Annotated in this window: 15 protein-coding genes; 11 read left to right on the plus strand and 4 right to left on the minus strand. The window is 42.8% G+C overall.

Annotated features, from left to right (window positions below; translation table 11 throughout):
• Positions 1-36: 36 nt before the first annotated feature.
• The 5 genes from rsxB to ACZ5O6_RS07360 all read left to right on the plus strand — a co-directional run bounded on the left by rsxB (position 37) and on the right by ACZ5O6_RS07360 (position 5,340).
• Entirely contained in the window at positions 37-663 is a 627-nt protein-coding gene (rsxB, locus tag ACZ5O6_RS07340; RefSeq protein ID WP_447092374.1) for an electron transport complex subunit RsxB, read from the plus strand.
• Positions 660-2,768: an electron transport complex subunit RsxC gene (gene rsxC / locus ACZ5O6_RS07345; protein ID WP_447092373.1), complete on the plus strand. Its 2,109-nt coding sequence runs from the start codon at positions 660-662 to the stop codon at positions 2,766-2,768. Before rsxB ends, rsxC begins: the two co-directional genes overlap by 4 nt.
• Positions 2,769-2,837: 69 nt before the next feature.
• The gene (gene rsxD / locus ACZ5O6_RS07350; protein WP_447092372.1) at positions 2,838-3,908 is read left to right on the plus strand and encodes an electron transport complex subunit RsxD; all 1,071 of its coding nucleotides are present in this window, start codon (positions 2,838-2,840) and stop codon (positions 3,906-3,908) included.
• A 12-nt stretch (positions 3,909-3,920) separates the two neighbouring features.
• Positions 3,921-4,547 (plus strand): electron transport complex subunit RsxG, encoded by a 627-nt coding sequence (rsxG, locus tag ACZ5O6_RS07355; protein WP_447092371.1) that lies wholly within the window; start codon positions 3,921-3,923, stop codon positions 4,545-4,547.
• 10 nt (positions 4,548-4,557) lie between these two features.
• Positions 4,558-5,340, plus strand: coding sequence for an electron transport complex subunit E (locus ACZ5O6_RS07360; RefSeq protein ID WP_447092370.1), 783 nt, complete (start codon positions 4,558-4,560; stop codon positions 5,338-5,340).
• A 28-nt stretch (positions 5,341-5,368) separates the two neighbouring features.
• Here ACZ5O6_RS07360 and ACZ5O6_RS07365 read toward each other — a convergent pair whose 3' ends face one another.
• Positions 5,369-6,346: a D-hexose-6-phosphate mutarotase gene (locus ACZ5O6_RS07365; RefSeq protein WP_447092369.1), complete on the minus strand. Its 978-nt coding sequence runs from the start codon at positions 6,344-6,346 to the stop codon at positions 5,369-5,371.
• Between the two features lie 292 nt (positions 6,347-6,638).
• Here ACZ5O6_RS07365 and ACZ5O6_RS07370 point away from each other — a divergent pair, with 292 nt between their 5' ends.
• Entirely contained in the window at positions 6,639-7,307 is a 669-nt protein-coding gene (locus ACZ5O6_RS07370; RefSeq protein ID WP_464283492.1) for a ZrgA family zinc uptake protein, read from the plus strand.
• A gap of 128 nt (positions 7,308-7,435) precedes the next feature.
• On the opposite strand, the gene ACZ5O6_RS07375 is transcribed toward ACZ5O6_RS07370, so the two are convergent.
• A complete protein-coding gene (locus tag ACZ5O6_RS07375; RefSeq protein WP_447092364.1) occupies positions 7,436-8,155 on the minus strand; it encodes a DUF3299 domain-containing protein in 720 nt (239 codons plus the stop codon).
• A 64-nt stretch (positions 8,156-8,219) separates the two neighbouring features.
• Between ACZ5O6_RS07375 and ACZ5O6_RS07380 the strand changes: the two genes are divergently transcribed.
• From ACZ5O6_RS07380 to ACZ5O6_RS07390, 3 genes are read left to right on the plus strand one after another with little or no spacing between them, the layout of a single operon-like run.
• The gene (locus tag ACZ5O6_RS07380; protein WP_447092363.1) at positions 8,220-8,900 is read left to right on the plus strand and encodes an ABC transporter ATP-binding protein; all 681 of its coding nucleotides are present in this window, start codon (positions 8,220-8,222) and stop codon (positions 8,898-8,900) included.
• On the plus strand, positions 8,890-10,146 hold the full coding sequence (locus ACZ5O6_RS07385) for an ABC transporter permease (RefSeq protein ID WP_447092362.1): 1,257 nt from the start codon (positions 8,890-8,892) through the stop codon (positions 10,144-10,146). The genes ACZ5O6_RS07380 and ACZ5O6_RS07385 overlap by 11 nt, the downstream gene beginning before the upstream one ends.
• A 14-nt stretch (positions 10,147-10,160) precedes the next feature.
• Complete coding sequence (locus ACZ5O6_RS07390) at positions 10,161-10,997, plus strand: putative RNA methyltransferase (protein WP_447092361.1); 837 nt, start codon at positions 10,161-10,163, stop codon at positions 10,995-10,997.
• Positions 10,998-11,118: 121 nt separating this feature from the next.
• On the opposite strand, the gene ACZ5O6_RS07395 is transcribed toward ACZ5O6_RS07390, so the two are convergent.
• Positions 11,119-11,403 (minus strand): ArsR/SmtB family transcription factor, encoded by a 285-nt coding sequence (locus tag ACZ5O6_RS07395; RefSeq protein WP_447092360.1) that lies wholly within the window; start codon positions 11,401-11,403, stop codon positions 11,119-11,121.
• 109 nt (positions 11,404-11,512) lie between these two features.
• On the opposite strand from ACZ5O6_RS07395, the gene ACZ5O6_RS07400 reads away from it, so the two are divergent.
• The gene (locus ACZ5O6_RS07400) at positions 11,513-12,421 is read left to right on the plus strand and encodes a permease (protein ID WP_447092359.1); all 909 of its coding nucleotides are present in this window, start codon (positions 11,513-11,515) and stop codon (positions 12,419-12,421) included.
• 64 nt (positions 12,422-12,485) lie between these two features.
• A complete protein-coding gene (locus tag ACZ5O6_RS07405) occupies positions 12,486-12,731 on the plus strand; it encodes a carboxymuconolactone decarboxylase family protein (protein WP_447092358.1) in 246 nt (81 codons plus the stop codon).
• Positions 12,732-12,779: 48 nt separating this feature from the next.
• Here the strand turns inward: ACZ5O6_RS07405 and ACZ5O6_RS07410 are convergent, their stop codons facing one another.
• Positions 12,780-13,502 (minus strand): MBL fold metallo-hydrolase, encoded by a 723-nt coding sequence (locus tag ACZ5O6_RS07410; RefSeq protein ID WP_447092357.1) that lies wholly within the window; start codon positions 13,500-13,502, stop codon positions 12,780-12,782.
• Positions 13,503-13,622 lie beyond the last annotated feature (120 nt).

The raw sequence follows: 13,622 nt of genomic DNA on the forward strand, positions 1-13,622 counted from the left end.
TTTTTCAGACAATTTTTATTAAGTAAAAATGACAACATGATAGAACTGATTGTTAACAACCCCATTCTTTCTGCACTTATTGCTCTCGGCGGCCTAGCCCTAATCTTTGGTGGCATCTTGGGCTTTGCGGCGGTGCAATTTAAGATTGAAGGCGATCCTATTGTCGAACAACTCGATGCATTATTGCCACAAACCCAATGCGGCCAATGCGGTCATCCTGGCTGTCGCCCCTATGCTGAAGGGATCGCCAATGGTGAGGCTATCAATAAATGCCCGCCCGGTGGTCAAAGCACTATTGATAATATTGCTGAGCTGATGGGTGTCGAAGCACCATCACTCGATGCCGAACACGGCGAAGAAGCCGAGGTTAAAACCGTTGCCTATATTCGAGAAGACGAGTGCATCGGTTGTACCAAATGTATTCAAGCGTGCCCTGTCGATGCCATTTTAGGTGCAGCGAAACAAATGCATACCGTGATTGTTGACGAATGTACTGGTTGTGACCTGTGTGTTGAACCTTGCCCGGTTGATTGTATTGATATGCTACCCGTTGAAGAAACCCTACAAGATTGGAAATGGACATCGCCCAATAAAATGTCGAACCTTATTGCCACCGACCGCACACCTCACAATACGGATATTCACGAGGAGGATGCGGCATGAACCAATTAATTGCCAATGATCGTTGGGTAGGTGAAGCTATTGGAGATTTTCATGGAGGTATTTATCCCCCTGAAAACAAAACCCAATCGATGCAATTACCTATTGGGGAACTCCCTATCCCACCGCTATTGCGCTTACCCCTCAATCAACATATGGGAGCGCCAGCGCTACCTATCGTCAACGTGGGTGATAAGGTATTACGCGGACAAAAAATTGCTGAAGCCGCCGGCGGCTTTAGTGCGGCAATACATGCGCCCAGTTCAGGAACAATCAGTGCCATTGGCGACTATACTCTACCCCACCCTTCAGGTATGAGTGGGCCGTGCATAGAAATCACTACCGACGGCAACCATAACGCGATTGATTTTGAGCCCTGTAACGATTACAAACAATTGACTCCGCAAGCCTGTATACAAAAAATACGCGATGCGGGTATTACCGGTTTAGGTGGCGCAGGTTTTCCAACGGCCATTAAACTACAGCCACAAGATCAATACACGATAGATACCTTAATTTTAAATGGTACAGAGTGTGAGCCCTACATCACGGCAGACCATAGCTTAATGCTGTATCACGCCGAAGAGGTAATTAATGGCGCTCTGTTACTTGCACATATACTCGGTGAACCTAAACAGATTCTGCTAGGTATTGAAGATAACAAACCTGATGCCATTAACGTGTTTAGAGCCGTTCTTGATCAGCGCAATGATTGTGATCGTATCAAGATACTCACCTTCCCAACCAAATATCCGTCGGGCGGAGAAAAACAACTCATTCAATTACTCACCGGCAAAGAAGTCCCTGCCGGTGCGATCCCTGCCAGTCTAGGGATTGTGATGCAAAACGTGGGAACCGCCGTTGCTGCGCATCGCGCAATTGTTAAAGGTGAGCCACTCACCTCACGTATCACCACATTTGTAGGCAATGCACTTAATACCCAGCGCAATGTATATACCCTTTTAGGTACACCCATTGCGTTTATTCTTGAACAATTAGGTTTTGCGACTGATAACAATCAAAAGTTGATTATGGGCGGCCCCATGATGGGCTTTGCATTAAAAAGTGCTGACGTGCCCGTGGTTAAATCAACCAATTGCATTATTGCGCCATCGATACAAGAGCTACCACCACAACCTGACGCACAAGAATGTATTCGTTGTGGTATATGCGCTGAAGCCTGCCCTGCCAGCTTATTGCCTCAACAGCTTTACTGGTATGCCAAAGCGGAAGACTACGACCGCGCACAAAATCATAATTTATTTGACTGTATTGAATGCGGCGCGTGTTCTTTCGTCTGCCCATCCAATATTCCTTTGGTGCAATATTATCGCTCGGCAAAAGGCGCGATCAAACAAATTGAGCAAGAAAAGGTCAAAGCTGATCACGCCCGTCAACGCTTCGAGTTCCGCAAAGAGCGCATGGCCAAAGCCGAAGCCGAAAAAATAGCCAAACGCGAAGCGCGCAAAAAAGCCGCTGCTGAAGCTAAGCGCCTACAAGCCGAGAAAAAGGCACAGCAGGAAAATAACTCAGACTCAAGCGCACAACCCGATGCAGCAATAGACCCTGTCGCTGCAGCAATGGCAAAAGTAAAAGCCCAAGCAAACGACCCTGCAGCACAAGAAGCAAAGCTAACACGCGCGGTTAGTGCGGCAAGCGATCGTATTGGCAAACTCAATAGTAAATTGGAACAAGCTGAGGATGATGCAAAGAAGGATCAGTTGCGCGCACAAATTAAACAGGCAGAGCTACGCTTAGACGATGCACAGAAACAACTCGTCAGCCACCAAGAAAAAAACATTACGCCAAAAAAGAAACAAGAAAAAGATGCCGCCGAAGAGCCCACTAAAAAAGCAGTAGATACAACAACAGCACCCGATGCTGCTAGTTCAGCCATAGAAAAAGCTAAAGCCAACAGCGCAGCAATGGCGGCGCTGTCGCCAGAGGAAAAACGTAAAAAGAACATTGCATCACTAGAGCAGCGTCTCGATAAAGCCAAACAACGTCTCGCTGATGCAGAAAAAGACAATAGTGAACATATTACTGCCTTTAAAACAGGTGTCGAAAAATTAGAACAAAAACTGGCTGAAGCTAAAGCGGATGTTTGATGAAAATATTACGTTAAAAATGATTAATAATAGAAAGCCAAAAAAGTACGACAATTATTCGAGAACATAATGAGTTTTATCAACGCATCATCATTACCTTCATCACCCCATACGCATCACCAGCGTAATACACAGAGTGTCATGCAGTGGGTTATTCTTGCTACGCTGCCGGGGTTTATTGCGCTCAGTTATTTCTTTGGCTGGGGCACGCTCATCAATTTACTACTCGCTGGTAGTACGGCAGTGGCTTGCGAAGCCGCTGTTTTACGCTTACGCCATCGCCCCATTAAACACTATTTAAATGACTACAGCGCACTCGTGACTGCCGTACTGCTTGGTTTAGCGCTACCGCCTTATGCCCCATGGTGGCTAGTGGTTGTAGGTACTGCTACCTCCATTATTTTAGCCAAACAACTGTATGGTGGTTTAGGCCTTAACCCATTTAACCCTGCCATGGTGGGATATGTGGTTTTGCTGATTTCCTTTCCGGTAGAAATGACACGTTGGATAAATCCTGTCAGTCTATCGGCTGATGGTCAGCTACCTAGCCTAATAGAATCATTAAATGCTGTTTTTTATAGTAGCAGTGCAGTGGATGCTTATAGCGGCGCAACGCCACTGGATTTATTTAAGAATGAAAACGGTATGCTTGTTGAACAAGTGTACGAACAGCACGCATTATTTAACCAATCGGTATTTGCCGGTGTAGGTTGGGAATGGGTTAATCTGGCATTTTTAGCCGGTGGCTTAGTACTACTACAGAAAAAGATCTTCACCTGGCATGCGCCCGTTAGTATGTTGGCTGCTCTTTTTATTATGTCGGTGATTTTCTATAACGATGGCAGCTCAACCAGTGGCGGCTCTCCTCTGCTTCACTTGCTATCAGGCGGCACTATGTTGGGGGCGTTTTTTATTATTACCGACCCGGTGAGTTCTGCCGTGAGCAACAAGGGTCGCATTATTTACGGTGCCGGCATCGGCATTTTAATTTACATTATTCGTGTGTGGGGTAATTACCCCGATGCCGTCGCTTTTGCTGTTTTATTAATGAACTTTGCTGCTCCGTTTATTGATTACTACACCGTACCTCGAACCTACGGCCACAAAAAGCCACCTCAAGCGAATAAAAAGCGTGACTAGAGAATTAACCGTATGAAAATGCCAGCGTCTATTGGTAAAAATAGCCTTTTATTATTTTTGTTTGCACTGATTACTGCAGGCATATTGGCGTCAACTTATGAAGGCACTAAAGAAACCATCGCCTTAGAAGAACGCCGCGCAGCCGAAAAGGCTCTACTAGAAATTGTCCCTCAAGCACGCTTTGATAACGATTTACTCTTAGATACTATTACTATTGACGAGACGGCTATTCCTTACTTAGGAAAAGTGGCCGACGAAAATATTTATGTTGCCCGCAAAAACAATATCGTCGTCGCAGTCATTATTCCTGCTATCGCTCCCGATGGTTATAGCGGTGATATTAAATTAATTACCGGCGTTAATGTCGATGGTTCGATTGCCGGAGTACGCGTACTTAGCCATAAAGAAACACCGGGATTAGGCGATAAAATTGATCGTAAAAAAAGTGACTGGGTGACAAGTTTTAACGGCAAGTCGCTTAATCAGCCAAAACCGGAAAAGTGGGGCGTGAAAAAAGAGGGCGGTGTGTTTGATCAATTTACCGGGGCTACGATTACGCCACGCGCTGTGGTTAACCAAATTCAACGCGTATTAAGTTACGTGGAAGATAACAAAGATACCCTTTTTATTGAAAAATGATGATAAAACCATGAATGATATAACGGCTAACGGTACAGCAGACAGTGACGTTGACAGCAACACCGATGCTTCAAGTAACAGCGACGTGAATTACCCAGAAATCACAAAAAATGGTTTGTGGTCAAACAACCCCGCGCTAGTGCAACTATTAGGCTTATGCCCATTACTCGCGGTTAGCGGCTCAGTCGTCAATGCATTAGGGTTAGGGCTTGCGACGATGCTCGTACTCATTGGCTCAAATATCGTGGTGTCATTAATTCGCAATGTTGTCAGCGATGCCGTCAAGCTCCCTGCTTTTGTTATGGTTATCGCCTCGTTTACCACCTGTACCGAACTATTAATGCAGGCCTACACTTACGAGCTGTATCAAATATTAGGTATCTTTATTCCACTGATCGTCACCAACTGTGCCATTCTTGGCCGCGCTGACGCCTTTGCCTGTAAAAACACGGTAATACCTTCCGCTGTTGATGGCTTTATGATGGGTTTAGGTTTTCTGCTGGTACTACTCGCACTAGGTGCCGTACGTGAACTTCTCGGCTCAGGGACTTTGTTTGCAGATATGCAGCTATTATTCGGAGAAAGTGCAAGAAGCTGGAAACTTGATATTTTTGGTGCGAGCTATCCGGGCTTTTTAGTCGCCCTACTGCCGCCCGGCGCATTTTTAGTGACGGGTTTTTTAATTGCCATTAAAAACGTGGTAGATGATAGAAATAAGCGCAAACAAGATGCCTTAAAGGCCAAGCCCGTTAAAGGAAATAAACGCGTAAGAACAACAGGTGTTATTAGTTAAGCACCGTTCTGGAAGTAATCGTGAAATTTTAGAGCGCTGAAAAAGTAAGCTCAATACGATGCGATGCATCGGGCGCTAAGGTCACCACATCGTCAACGGCATTGGCTGTTTCGATACATAGCATGCGCGTGTAATCGGATGTCGTAAACTGTGATAATGTGCGCGCTTTGTCCAACCAAGGGTTCCATACCACTGCGCTTTTACTTCCGCTACTTGTTAGCTCCAAGACCCTATTATCACCATCTCGAACCTGAATAGCCCCTCCGGTTGTCTGATAAACACGATCCGTTTCTTGTGAAAAAACAATATCACCTTCCTGCTGTTTAAACAGCCAATTGTTTTCATCGTCGCTTTCAAGCGCATCATAATAATGACAGCCATCTAAGCCACTCACACGAGTATGAGCGATATCATTGATCGACAAATAGCTATGTAAGGCACCGCTATAGGTCAATGCTTTATCACTTTGATTATGCACATGTAGGCTAACTGATAAGGTTTTACCTATAGCAATACGATAACTCAGCAATGTATTAAACGGCCACAGAGGTTCATCGGTTACATGGTAGGAAAGTTCGATAATTGTTAAGTTATCCGCCGGTGTGCGAATAGACGTCACTGACCAATCTCGCTCGCGGACAAAACCATGAGCAGGAAGAGAGCCCTTAGCGAGAAGAGAGCCAGAATCTTCAGCGGACAAAAACCCCACAGATTGCCGAACACTCGACGGGTTTTTATCTAGCAGACCAAACCACGGCCAACAAATTGGGATACCACCCCGTAGTGCTTGGCCAGACTGATAGTCACAAGCATCACTTAGGAACAAAAACGGTGAGCTATTATTAGGCTGATAGCGAGTAACTTGTGCCCCTTGCAAAAAGACTTCTGCCGTGGCCGCTTGGTTTTTAATGCCAATCGCCACCAACTCCTTTTGACACTCTATGGTCACGCCTTTAAGCTGACCGTAGTCAGCGTAAAGCGCACTTATCGTATTCGCAAGAGACACCTATTCATACCCTCCTCAAAAAACGATGGAAATAAAACTTCCATCACGCCATGCAACACTGAACAGTAAAAGTACCAATAATTGTTACTGTCATTATTAGCGGTAGTATACACATATACCTAATGGCGTGTGCCGACGAAACGATTAGTAAAATACGGTCATTAGATCGCATTTACACCACTAACAAAAAAGATAAGTCGTTTGATAAAAGTCTAGAAAAAGTAAAGAGAGATTTTTCTTTTGGAAAAAATGTAATATTATAACATTTACAAAAAACAAAGAGCTTACAACTATGAAATCCTTATCACTTGCTTATTCAACCCATTTTCTTAAAACGGCCGTTCGCGGCATAGCGGCTGGAGCGCTATTCACAGCAAGCACTGCGTGGGCAGCAGGCAAACACGTACATGGAGAAGCCGAACTGTTTATCGCTGTTAATCAGCAACAAGTTCTGATTGAGTTAGAAACCCCTGCAGCCAATATTGTAGGATTTGAACATAAGCCAAAAACGCACCAACAAAAACAAATCATAAAGAATGCGTTAGCCAAACTAGAAGACTATCGAAACATTGTTAACTTAGAGGGCGATATAAGCTGTAGCGTTAACAATGTTTCGATTCAAAGCCCTTTCGAGACTACTGATGATCATGCAGACCATGCAGACCATGCAGACCATGCAGACCATGCAGACCATGCAGACCATGCAGACCATGCAGACCATGCAGACCATGCAGACCATGCAGACCATGCAGACCATGCAGACCATGCCAGCAAAACCCACAGTGACTTTCATGTCAACTATGATTTAACCTGTACGAAGGTATCAACCCTATCGGGTGCAGTGGTTGTCGGATTTGAACACTTCCCTAATATTGAGAAAGCTCAGGTGTATTGGACAGTCCAAGAAAAACAAGCCACTAAAACCGCCACTGCAGCAAATAACCTTATAACGTTTAAGTAGCCATTAGCGTTTTAATAAGTAGCCATAGCGTTTTAATAGACTTGATGAAACCTCTCCGTCATACCGGACTTTAATCCGGTAGGTGAAGAGGTTCTTGGGAGAGAGGAGCAGCCTAGAGGATGGAGTGACTAATTCTGATACTCTTCGTAAGGCTTAATATTACTAGCATCAATACTATAGGCCGACAGAGCTATATTATTTTCCACTAGCTCTGTTTTCATTTGGCCTTCAATCCAAAAAGGATCATACAACGCGGTTAACTGTAAGCCCTGCGGATACTTTACGTAGATAATTTGATTAGGCGGTGGTGGCGGCACATGAATACAAGCGCCAAAGTAAGGTACGAGAAAAAACTCCGTAATCACTTGATCATCGTTATACTCCACAGGCACCACAAATCCGGGTAAGCGAATATTTTGCTGATCAAACTGTTTATTCACATTGGTTGATTTCAATGCGGCTGCGTAAGCCTGCTCCTCTGGCGAAGGAATTGCAGGTGCAAGGGGTTCGGCGCTATTATTAACGGCATCACCAATCGCTGCAGTAATGGAGTTGCTGAATTGATCTAGCTCATCCCCTGATGGGAACTCAGAAGAGAGTTCAGGGAAATCTTGTCCATGAGGAATATCGGTAATAGATTTTGGTGGATTAGTCAGTATTTTAAGATCTTCAGGTGGAATTAAGTCTACCCACTCTATAGTGGCCGCATCCGTTACTGTAGAGGCCTGAGCAGTCAAAAAGAATAAACATGCTAGTACGAGCGTTAATATTTTTGATAACGCATTTTTACATAATGTGTGTGTTGATAACTCGCAAAAGCCAGCAACAACGGCATGAACAACAGGCATAATAGGTTCCTTAAACACTATCGGCTAAAAAAATAACCGCTAATAACTCATTAAAGTAAAACGAATGACTAAAGCTTTGTCAATTAAAATAGAACAACTGCGTTTTTTTTGGAAAAACAAAAAAATATCCCCCTCCCCGGTGTTAGCGATTTCCCAATGGCATATCCAGCAAGGTGAAAATATTTTTTTACATGGCCCTTCGGGCTCTGGCAAATCAACCTTACTCAATCTAGTGGGGGGAATCCTCACGCCTAATGAAGGTAATATCACATTATTAGACACCGATATTCATACACTGAGTACCAGCCAGCGCGACCGTTTTCGAGCTCAGAACATGGGGGTTATATTTCAGCAGTTCAATCTTGTACCTTACTTATCTATCATCGATAACATTCGTCTAGGTCAACAGTTTTCTGGTGCTAACTATGACATCGCACGTATTCATGACTTGTGCGAACGGCTCAAATTACCCGTGCACTTATTAGAACAAAAAGCCAATCAACTGAGTACTGGCCAGCAGCAGCGTGTAGCAATGATAAGAGCACTGTATCACCGCCCTCTTATCATTATTGCTGACGAACCCACCTCGGCATTAGATACTCATACTCGCGATGAGTTCATTGAATTACTATTACAAGAGAGTCGACAAAATAATAGTACCGTTCTATTTGTCAGCCATGACCAACAACTCGCTAAACATTTCGACAAAAGCATCGCATTAGAGGAGATTAATCATGTTGATTAAACTCGCATGGCAAAGCTTATTACATCGCCGAACAACCGCTAGCTTGACCGTTTTTTCTATCGCTATTGGTATGATGATTATGTTAAGTATTCACCATATTCAGCAACAAACAAAGCAAAGTTTTACCAATACTCTATCCGATACCGATCTCATTGTGGGCGCCCGCTCTGGCTCCATCAACTTATTGCTATACTCCGTTTTCCGCATCGGCAATGCCAGTAATAATATTAGCTGGGATAGCTACCAACGCATTAAACGCCATAAAAATATCCGCTGGACGATTCCCTTATCTCTGGGTGATTCCCACAAAGGTTATCGTGTGGTTGCAACCACTCCCGACTATTTCACTTACTATCGTTATAGCAAAAAACAAGCACTGGCTTTTGCTCAGGGCCAACCATTTAATGGCGTATATGATGCCGTAATTGGCGCAGAGGTTGCCAAAAAACTAGGGTATACACTTAATCAAAAAATGGTCTTGTCTCACGGCGTTGCAGCAGTCAGTTTTACCAACCATGACGATAAACCGTTTACTGTTGTTGGCATATTACAACCTACCGGTACGCCTGTTGATCAAAGCATTCATATTAGTCTGGCCGGAATGGAGGCCATACATATTGATTGGCAGAATGGTGCGCCTATATCCGGCTTACGCATTAGCGCAGAAGAGGCCTTAGAAAAAGATTTAACGCCAAAAAACATCACCGCTTTTTTGGTCGGCCTTGATAATAAAATTATGACTTTCCGTCTACAGCGTGCCATTAATGATTATTCTGACGAAGCACTAATGGCAGTACTACCCGGTGTTGTACTCAGCGAGCTATGGCAAATGATGGGCAATGTCGAAAAAGCACTCGCTTTTATTGCTCTACTCGTTGTGGTCGCTTCACTGTTGGGTATGATAACGATGATGTTATCAACACTACAGCAGCGGCAACGAGAACTAGCGGTTCTGCGAGCGATTGGCGCGCCCCCGTGGTTTATGTTTTGTCTTATACAGTTAGAGGTCTTTTTATTAGCACTCGCCGGTTTACTGGTCGGCACACTATTACTATGGATAGGTTTACTCGTCGCTCAGCCGTTTATTCAACACCAATATGGTCTGCTTATTAGCAACAACCCTTTCAACATGACCAGCTTATTTTATGGTGGAGCCATGTTAGGGCTTGCTTTATTAATGGCCTGTGTCCCCGCCTTTACTGCCTATAAACAGTCATTGGCGCAGGGCTTAACCACAAGAGAATAAGCATAGGCATTGATATGACGCCCACACCAACACTGTATCGCTGCCCTGTATGCGAGCACACATTACATGATGATGGAAAACGCTTAGCCTGCGAGAATAATCACAGCTTTGATAAACACAAGAAAGGCTATATCAATTTATTATTAGCGCACCATAAAAATTCACTATCACCGGGCGATAATATCGAGATGGTTAATGGCCGGCGAGAGTTTTTACGTGCCGGTTACTATCAACCGTTTGCCAATGCGATTACTCAGTTATTAGCAGATCACTTGCTCAATCAACCGCTCACCATCGTCGATGCAGGATGTGGTGAGGGCTATTATACCGAGCAACTACAAGCAGAATTTTCTAACGCACAGGTTTATGGTTTTGATATTTCAAAGCCAGCCATTCATTCTGCCTCTACCAATAAAACTGTTCATTGGTCGGTCGCATCCAGTCATCGTCCACCTATGCTAAATAGCAGTGCCGATGTTATTACCAGTATCTTTTCACCGATTGAGTGCGATGCCTTCCACACACTATTAAAACCGGGCGGTTATATTCTTTATGCAGCACCTAATCACAACCACCTAAAGAATCTCAGAAAAATTATTTACGATGAGGTCAGAGATTATTCGACAGAAAAACATCAACACTACTTTGATCATCGCTTTAAAAAAATTGAGCAGCGATCATTACAAATACCCATTGAGCTCCCCAATCACGAAACCATTATTCAATTACTGAATATGACACCACACGCCCATCGAATATCTGCTGCTGGCCACCAACGATTAAGCAACACAAAAACACTGCACGATATAGGCGACTTTGTTCTTTATTTTTACCAAAAAATAACGGACTAAAGCAACATAAAAAATGTTCCTGAAGAGCTATACTTAAAACTGATTCACTCGATTCACCTTTTAAATATGACGCCACATCTGACAATGGCGACTTAAAATTATACCTTTATCAATAAGGGCTTTAGTCTAGGCAACATTCTGCTTGTAGAAATTCAATCACTTCATCGAAGTAATCATATTTAGCCACACAAAATAACACCCTCCCTTCCCGCCTCTGTATGATGAGGTTAGCAGAGGCTAGACTGGAAATATGATGTGACAGTGTAGATCCCGGAATATTAAGCTCCTGTTGGAGCATTCCCACCGCTAACCCCTGTCGCCCCGCCTTCACTAAGCGCTTAAAAATACTTAACCGTGTGGAATGACCCAGTTCTTTTAGTGTTTTTGCTGCGATATCTATATCCATTAAATGCCTCTCTTTCAAATATATTTCGATATTACCAGAAATACCTTGACAGCAATAGCGGCAATCTTTATATTTCGATCATTCTAGAAATTAAGTAAGGACAACAACAATGCTCACAAGTAATGAAATCATCCAAAATATTATCGACATGTTTATAACTCTTAGTATTGAGTTAACCGTATTATATTTAGGTATTAGCTTTTGTGTAGGCATACTTCAGGAGTACATCCCACCTACTCGCATAAAAAATATATTAAGTAGTAAAAATGGCAAAGGCTATATAGTTGCAGGATTCTTAGGAGCAATTACCCCATTTTGCTCCTGCTCAACAATTCCTTTTTTAAAAGGATTATTACGTGCACAAGCGGGATTTGGCACGGTGATCGTATTTTTATTTTCTAGCCCATTACTTAACCCTATCGTGATCGGATTACTGACTGTTACATTTGGTTTTCCTGTTGCACTATTTTATTTTACTTTCGCGATGGGCGTATCCATTGTGACTGGATACACTCTAGAAAAACTAGGATTTGAACGATATATTATAATAGGCACCCACTCTTTTACACCTAATACCTGCTCACAATCATTAAACACCGCTAAACAATGGGGGAAAATTTGGTTAAGCACATGGAACGATTTTGTTTCTGTCTTGCCCTATTTAATGGTTAGCATAATGATAGGCTCTATTATTTATGGTGCTGTTCCTGTCGATTTCATTTCTCAAACAACCAATAAATATTCTGCATTTGCAATTCCTATTGCCGCCATTATTGGCATCCCTCTTTACATTAGAGCTTCTATGGTGATCCCCATCAGCGCCGCCTTAGTTGCAAAAGGTATGGAGATGGGAATCATTATGGCGTTTATTATTGGCAGTGCTGGCGCAAGCCTGACCGAGGTAATTTTACTTAAATCTCTGTTTAAAAAAGAAATGATTATAGTATTTTTAATCGTCGTCTTAACGATGGCGATCAGTGCAGGATATAGCTATCAAATTTTAGAAGCGTATCTTTAAATCATGCATATAGATAACGAATACTTTTTAAAACGAATATATATTGAACATATTGGAGGATATTATGGATAGTAAAACCAAAGAATTGATTGCGATAGGAGCATCTATCACGGCTAATTGCATGCCTTGCTTAGACTTTCATATTGCTAAAGCAAGGGAATACGGTGCTACTGAAAAAGAACTTATTATCGCCTCAAAAATCGGCCAACATGTAAAAGATGGCGCGAATAAAAAAGTTAGCGAACATGCTGCCAAGCAACTTAGTGATTTTCATAAAGAGCAAGTGGATGACATCTGCCAATGCGACTAAAGACGTCTATAGCTTTAGCATCTTGTTCAGAGGCTTCATATTAATCAATTATCCATCACTAACTTCACCACACTGCATATTTGCATTAATTGCCTCTGTAAATTTTTTAGGGTTCGCTAAATTTAACTGGCTTAAAATGTCGTCTAACGCCTGCCAATCTTTTACCTGCAAGCGTGGATTATGCTTTTTCTCTTCACCAATCGTCGATTGATTCATACCCTTATAATCATGACCAGGAAAAACAATCGTTTGTTCTGGCAGTGTTAGCAGACGGGCAAATAAACTATGATAAAGTGCTTCTGATGAGCCACCCATAAAATCGGTTCGACCCGTTCCTCGAATAAATAATGTATCGCCTGTAAAAACATAAGGTGGATAATAAACATCACCATACTGACCTGCTTCTATATAAAAACTATAAGAATCGTTAGTGTGGCCCGGCGTATATAAAGCATGAAGTATAATATTCCCACAGTAAATACGCGTATCGTCAGAAAACCGACCATCCGCACAGGCAACGTTGGACTGTTCACTCACCAGCGTTTGGCATTGTGTATGCTGCCTTAAATCCCCCATTCCTGTGACATGATCGGCATGGAGATGAGTATCCAAAGCATAAATCAGCGTTAAATTCAGCTCCTTTAATTGCTGTAAATAAATTGCCAAACAGTCTTTCACCGGATCAATAAGCAGGGCTTCTTGCGTCTGCATATCGGCGATTAAATAACTAAACGAAAATGTGTCTTGATCATAAAACTGACGAATTAACATAAACCACTTTCTCTCTTATTTCTCTCTTACTTCTCTCTTACTTCTCTCTTACTTCACGCATAAAAACGGACACTAACAATCAATAAACCATCGTTTATCGTGCGCAAAAAACTATCGATA

The organism is Eionea flava (genome assembly GCF_055393785.1).

What these genes read in the sequence shown, in the direction of transcription:
- ACZ5O6_RS07400 (WP_447092359.1), top strand. Translation starts at nt 11,513, where the DNA reads ATGCTCACAAGTAATGAAATCATCCAAAATATTATCGACATGTTTATA.
- ACZ5O6_RS07390 (WP_447092361.1), top strand. Translation starts at nt 10,161, where the DNA reads ATGACGCCCACACCAACACTGTATCGCTGCCCTGTATGCGAGCACACA.
- rsxC (WP_447092373.1), top strand. Translation starts at nt 660, where the DNA reads ATGAACCAATTAATTGCCAATGATCGTTGGGTAGGTGAAGCTATTGGA.
- rsxB (WP_447092374.1), top strand. Translation starts at nt 37, where the DNA reads ATGATAGAACTGATTGTTAACAACCCCATTCTTTCTGCACTTATTGCT.
- ACZ5O6_RS07405 (WP_447092358.1), top strand. Translation starts at nt 12,486, where the DNA reads ATGGATAGTAAAACCAAAGAATTGATTGCGATAGGAGCATCTATCACG.
- ACZ5O6_RS07410 (WP_447092357.1), bottom strand. Translation starts at nt 13,502, where the DNA reads ATGTTAATTCGTCAGTTTTATGATCAAGACACATTTTCGTTTAGTTAT.
- ACZ5O6_RS07395 (WP_447092360.1), bottom strand. Translation starts at nt 11,403, where the DNA reads ATGGATATAGATATCGCAGCAAAAACACTAAAAGAACTGGGTCATTCC.
- rsxD (WP_447092372.1), top strand. Translation starts at nt 2,838, where the DNA reads ATGAGTTTTATCAACGCATCATCATTACCTTCATCACCCCATACGCAT.
- rsxG (WP_447092371.1), top strand. Translation starts at nt 3,921, where the DNA reads ATGAAAATGCCAGCGTCTATTGGTAAAAATAGCCTTTTATTATTTTTG.
- ACZ5O6_RS07360 (WP_447092370.1), top strand. Translation starts at nt 4,558, where the DNA reads ATGAATGATATAACGGCTAACGGTACAGCAGACAGTGACGTTGACAGC.
- ACZ5O6_RS07380 (WP_447092363.1), top strand. Translation starts at nt 8,220, where the DNA reads ATGACTAAAGCTTTGTCAATTAAAATAGAACAACTGCGTTTTTTTTGG.
- ACZ5O6_RS07385 (WP_447092362.1), top strand. Translation starts at nt 8,890, where the DNA reads ATGTTGATTAAACTCGCATGGCAAAGCTTATTACATCGCCGAACAACC.
- ACZ5O6_RS07375 (WP_447092364.1), bottom strand. Translation starts at nt 8,155, where the DNA reads ATGCCTGTTGTTCATGCCGTTGTTGCTGGCTTTTGCGAGTTATCAACA.
- ACZ5O6_RS07370 (WP_464283492.1), top strand. Translation starts at nt 6,639, where the DNA reads ATGAAATCCTTATCACTTGCTTATTCAACCCATTTTCTTAAAACGGCC.